A 5298-nucleotide genomic window follows, 5' to 3' on the forward strand; every position below is an offset into this window, starting at 1 on the left:
TGGCTATTATGGCGCTGGCTGCCGCCGCTTCGCTTGAGCCAGGCGTGTACTTTGCGATGAACAGCCCGGCCGCGCTGATTGGTACAGATGCCAACACAGCTGCCGAAGTCATCACCACTAAACTGAACTTCCCTGTTGATGCCGCAACCTTGTTGCACACTGCTAAAGAAGTGGGCGAAAACACCATTCTGTCTCGTGCAGGCGGTGCGCCAACCCTCGCAGTCGGTATGGCACACATTATGAGCCGTCTGATTCCGGGCGAAGCCATGATGGCGTTCTGGTATCACTTTGCCTTGCTGTTTGAAGCCTTGTTCATCTTGACCGCGGTTGACGCCGGTACACGCGTTGCCCGTTTCATGATTCAAGACTTGGGCAGTATCTTCTACAAACCATTCGGTAACACCGACTCTATCCCTGCCAACTTGGTTGCCACATTCTTTGCAGTGGCATTGTGGGGTTACTTCCTCTATACCGGCGTAACCGACCCTCTAGGTGGTATCAACTCGCTCTGGCCGTTGTTCGGTATCGCCAACCAAATGCTTGCAGGCGTAGCGTTGATTATGTGTACCGTCGTATTAGTGAAAATGAAACGTGACCGCTATGTTTGGGTAACCTTGGTTCCTGCTTTCGGCGTATTGTTTGTAACCTGCTATGCCGGTTTGCAAAAACTATTCCACAGCGACCCGCGCGTCAGCTTCTTGGCTCACGCAGGCAAATACCGCGATGCCTTGGCTTCAGGCGAAGTCCTTGCTCCTGCTAAAGACATTGGCGAAATGTCACAAATCATCTTCAACGACCAAATCAATGCCGGTCTGACCGCTTTGTTCTTGGCAGTTGTCGTGATTGTCGCCGTGTACGGTTTCCGTACCGCCATGAAAGCCCGCAAAGTCGGCTGGCCAACTGCTAAAGAAATTCCAGCAGTGTACCGCGACGGTAAGCAGCCGGAGGCTCAGCATGAAGCATAAGCTCGCATCTTGGTGGAAAACCATCAAGTTGACAGCAAACTTGATGGCCGGTGTCCCAGATTATGAAAACTACGTTGCCCGCCAGCGCAAACATAATCCCAATGCGCCGGTCATGACCGAGCTGCAATTCCAAGACTACTGCCGCAAACGCCGTTGCGGTAGCAACGGCGGACGCTGTTGTTAATGAAGGCATGAAAAAAGGCCGTCTGAAAATACTTTCAGACGGCCTTTTTAGTTCGATAAATTATTTATCTTGAGCGTTTTTTTGTTCGCGGACAACCCATTGGGCAATGTCAGAACCCAATACTTTGGAAGTACGGTTCAAGACGGCACAAGAGCTTTTATAAGCGCCAAACATACCGCCGGAAGAATTGCGGGTAAAGGTTTTTTTGCCAACTTGTTTGCCGTCAACCTGAGACCTTTGCAAAAATAGTCTGTTAACGAAATTTGACGCATAAAAATGTGCTAAAAAATTTTCAATCGACTAAAACCTTTCTGATATTGAGAAAAAGTGGAAGAAATCAGGGAGGTTCCTCATTTTGAAAATGGTGTTGAGCATAAAATTTTAATAACTTATGTTATTGCAAAGGTCTCATACAAAGTGGCTGAAACAGCCATACCTTTGGCGTGGCCGATAAAGGCATTGCCTGCACTCATGGCCGAAGTAATGGCGATATCTGCGTATGTGCCTTGTTTTTTACCGTCACGGACAACCGTTACATCGCTTTTGGCTGCAGTTTCTTGCAAAGATTTGGACATGATGCCGCCCACTTCTAAACACTCGGAAACAATACGGGTATCGATTTCTTCTTCATCGCGGTAAGGAATGTTTTCATCAATATGGACATCTGCGCTGGCAAATGCAGATGCAAACAAGAATGCGGTTGCAAGGATACGGTTAGGAGACATAGTAGGGTACCTGAAATGGAATGTTAAAAAGAGTTGTTATTGTATAACGGCATTTACACTCAATCAACATAAGTTAAATAGGAAAAGATTTTGTTGAAATAGCTGTTATAGCAAGATAATCAAAAGGCCGTCTGAAATACTGCTATTCAGACGGCCTTTTGATTGGGGCATTAATTTGTTCTGGTCAAATAAGGCAGGGGATCGACTGCTTTGCCGTTGAGACGAACTTCAAAATGAAGCTTGACGCTGTCTGAATCGCTGCTGCCCATGGTAGCGATAACTTGGCCTGCTTGGACTTTTTGATCTTTTTGTACAAAAAGTGTGTCGTTGTGGGCGTAGGCGGTAATGGTGTATTCATTGTGGCTGATCAAAATCAGCTTGCCGTAACCGCGGACTTCTTCGCCAACGTAGATGACGGTACCGGCTGCGGCAGAGCGGATTTGTTGGCCTTGTGTGCCTGCAATATCTATGCCTTTGCTGGTGGTGCCGTTGTAGCGTTGGATAATGGAGGATGAAGCGTTATCGGTCGGCCATTGCAGGTTCAATCGGTTGATCGGGGTAACGGCGGTTGCTTGGCGTTGCTGCGTAGCAGTATTGCGGGAGGCAACATGACGGCGGACGCGCAATATTTGGCCGACTTCAATTTGTGAGGCGTTGTGAAGGTTATTCCATGCAACCAGTGTATTGACGTTTTGTCCGTAGCGTTTGGCGATTTGGGTCAGGGTATCGCCGGGACGGACTTTGTAGTAGCCGTCAGGTACGGCACGGTTGGAAGAGGTATTGTTGCCGGCGCAGGCTGCTAAGACGGCAATGGTGCTAATAAGTGCCAGACGTTTCAAGGCCGTCTGAAAGGTGGAAATAAAGTTTGTATTCATGGATTATTTCAAAATGTATCGTTATGCTATGTATGATAGATGGGAAGAGTGAAAAAAGGTTCACTCAAAAGGCATGGGGTAAAATACAGAAAGGCAGTATATTAACATTGAAAATTTGTAGATATATCGGCATATTTTTTTATCATTTTGATGATAAAGGATTTTTTTAGTAAGGTAAAAGAAAGTGAAAGTTTTTTCAGACGGTATTGAATAAGGCAATAAAAATCCCCTGCCGGGATAAACGGGCAGGGGATTTTTGTCTTATTGAACTTATTTGTTCAATTCGTTAGCCAGATACAGCCAGGTTTCAATGACGGTATCAGGGTTGAGCGATACGCTCTCGATACCTTCTTCAACCAGCCATTTGGCAAAGTCCGGATGGTCTGATGGACCTTGACCGCAAATACCGACGTATTTGTTTTGTTTGCGGCAAGCAGAGATTGCCAAGTGCAACATCACTTTAACGGCAGGGTTGCGCTCGTCGAAGGAGTCGGATACCAAACCGCTGTCACGGTCGAGGCCGAGGGTCAGCTGGGTCATGTCGTTAGAGCCGATGGAGAAGCCGTCGAAGTATTGCAGGAATTGTTCTGCCAATACAGCGTTGCTTGGCAACTCGCACATCATGATCAGGCGCAGGCCGTTTTTGCCGCGTTCCAAACCGTTTTCTTTCAGGGCTTTAACAACAGCTTCCGCTTCACCCAAAGTACGAACGAATGGAATCATGATTTCGACGTTGGTCAAGCCCATTTCATCGCGAACGCGTTTCAAGGCTTTACACTCGAGTGCGAAGCAGTCTTTGAAGTTATCGGCTACATAACGCGCTGCACCACGGAAGCCCAACATTGGGTTTTCTTCGTGTGGTTCGTAGATGCTGCCACCCACCAAGTTAGCGTACTCGTTGGATTTGAAGTCAGACATACGGACGATGGTTTTGCGTGGATAAACCGAAGCAGCCAAAGTTGCCACACCTTCTGCGATTTTATCGACATAGAAGTCGACAGGAGAGGCATAGCCGGCGATGCGGCGGGTAATTTCCGCTTTCAACTCATTGTCTTGTTTGTCAAATTCCAACAAGGCTTTAGGGTGGATACCGATTTGACGGTTGATGATGAATTCCATACGCGCCAAGCCGATACCTTCGCTAGGCAGGTTGGCGAAGCTGAATGCCAATTCAGGGTTACCAACGTTCATCATCACTTTGACAGGGGCTTTAGGCATGTTGTCCAAAGCAACATCGGTAATTTGTACGTCCAGCAGGCCGGAGTAGATGAAGCCGGTATCGCCTTCGGCACAAGATACGGTAACTTCTTGGCCTTCGGACAGCAGATCGGTAGCGTCGCCACAACCTACAACAGCCGGAATACCCAATTCACGCGCGATAATCGCTGCGTGGCAGGTACGGCCGCCACGGTTGGTCACGATGGCGGAAGCACGTTTCATTACCGGTTCCCAATCCGGGTCGGTCATGTCGGTAACGAGTACGTCGCCTGCTTCAACGGAATCCATCTCGGAAGCATCTTTCACCAAGCGAACTTTACCTTGGCCAACTTTTTGACCGATGGCACGACCTTCGCACAAGACAACTTTTTCGCCGTTGATAGAGAAGCGGCGCAGGTTGCGGCTGCCGTCTTCTTGAGATTTTACAGTTTCAGGGCGTGCTTGCAGGATGTAGAGTTTGCCATCCAAGCCGTCACGGCCCCATTCGATGTCCATTGGGCGGCCGTAGTGTTTTTCGATGGTCAGCGCGTAATGAGCCAACTCGGTTACTTCGGCGTCGGTAATGGAGAAGCATTGACGGTCTTCTTCAGGTACATCAACGTTGGTTACAGATTTACCGGCTTCGGCTTTGTCGGTAAAGATCATTTTGATTTGTTTCGAACCCATGGTTTTGCGCAGGATAGCCGGTTTGCCTGCTTTCAAAGTAGGTTTGAATACATAGAATTCGTCAGGGTTTACCGCGCCTTGTACGACGTTTTCGCCCAGACCGTAAGAAGAGGTAACGAAAACGACTTGGTCGTAACCGGATTCGGTATCGATGGTAAACATCACACCGGAGGCACCGCTGTCAGAGCGCACCATGCGTTGTACGCCGGCAGAAAGGGCAACGATGTCGTGCTCGAAGCCTTTGTGGACACGGTAAGAAATGGCACGGTCGTTATACAGGGAAGCGAATACATGGTGCATCGCTTCTTTAACGTTATCCAAGCCGTTGATGTTCAGGAAGGTTTCTTGTTGGCCGGCAAAAGAAGCGTCCGGCAAGTCTTCTGCTGTTGCGGAAGAACGTACGGCAACGGAGATATCCGCACCGCCGGCATCGGCAACCATTTTGTTCCAAGCTGTTTCGATTTCAGCATCCAGCTGCTCAGGGAACGGAGTATCCAAAATCCATTGACGGATTTCTTTACCCACGCGCCCCAACTCGGCAACGTCTTCAACATCCAGTTGTTTCAGGGCTTCGGAAATACGCTCGCTCAGACCATTGTGAGCCAGGAAAGCACGATAAGCTTCGGCTGTGGTTGCAAAACCGCCGGGAACGCGCACGCCTTTTT

At 48.7% G+C, this 5298-nt stretch carries 6 protein-coding genes; 2 read left to right on the top strand and 4 right to left on the bottom strand.

Going from position 1 to position 5298, the window contains the following annotated elements:
* On the top strand, positions 1-965 hold a 965-nt coding region (locus tag ACTHUE_RS10510; protein ID WP_440423425.1), incomplete at its 5' end, for a carbon starvation CstA family protein.
* Entirely contained in the window at positions 955-1149 is a 195-nt protein-coding gene (locus ACTHUE_RS10515; protein ID WP_049343946.1) for a YbdD/YjiX family protein, read from the top strand. The genes ACTHUE_RS10510 and ACTHUE_RS10515, both read left to right, overlap by 11 nt.
* A 60-nt stretch (positions 1150-1209) precedes the next feature.
* Here the strand turns inward: ACTHUE_RS10515 and ACTHUE_RS10520 are convergent, their stop codons facing one another.
* The 4 genes from ACTHUE_RS10520 to ppsA form a co-directional block, all read right to left on the bottom strand.
* Positions 1210-1392 carry a hypothetical protein gene (locus ACTHUE_RS10520; RefSeq protein WP_219089733.1) on the bottom strand — a complete coding sequence of 61 codons (183 nt, stop codon included), beginning with the start codon at positions 1390-1392 and terminating at the stop codon, positions 1210-1212.
* 146 nt (positions 1393-1538) lie between these two features.
* Positions 1539-1874 (bottom strand): hypothetical protein, encoded by a 336-nt coding sequence (locus ACTHUE_RS10525; protein ID WP_225905467.1) that lies wholly within the window; start codon positions 1872-1874, stop codon positions 1539-1541.
* A 170-nt stretch (positions 1875-2044) separates the two neighbouring features.
* Positions 2045-2749, bottom strand: coding sequence for a murein hydrolase activator EnvC family protein (locus ACTHUE_RS10530; protein ID WP_107696949.1), 705 nt, complete (start codon positions 2747-2749; stop codon positions 2045-2047).
* A gap of 270 nt (positions 2750-3019) precedes the next feature.
* A partial coding sequence (gene ppsA / locus ACTHUE_RS10535) for a phosphoenolpyruvate synthase (RefSeq protein ID WP_440423428.1) occupies positions 3020-5298 on the bottom strand: 2279 nt, incomplete at its 5' end.

The sequence above is a fragment of the Neisseria sp. P0021.S005 genome (genome assembly GCF_051956955.1).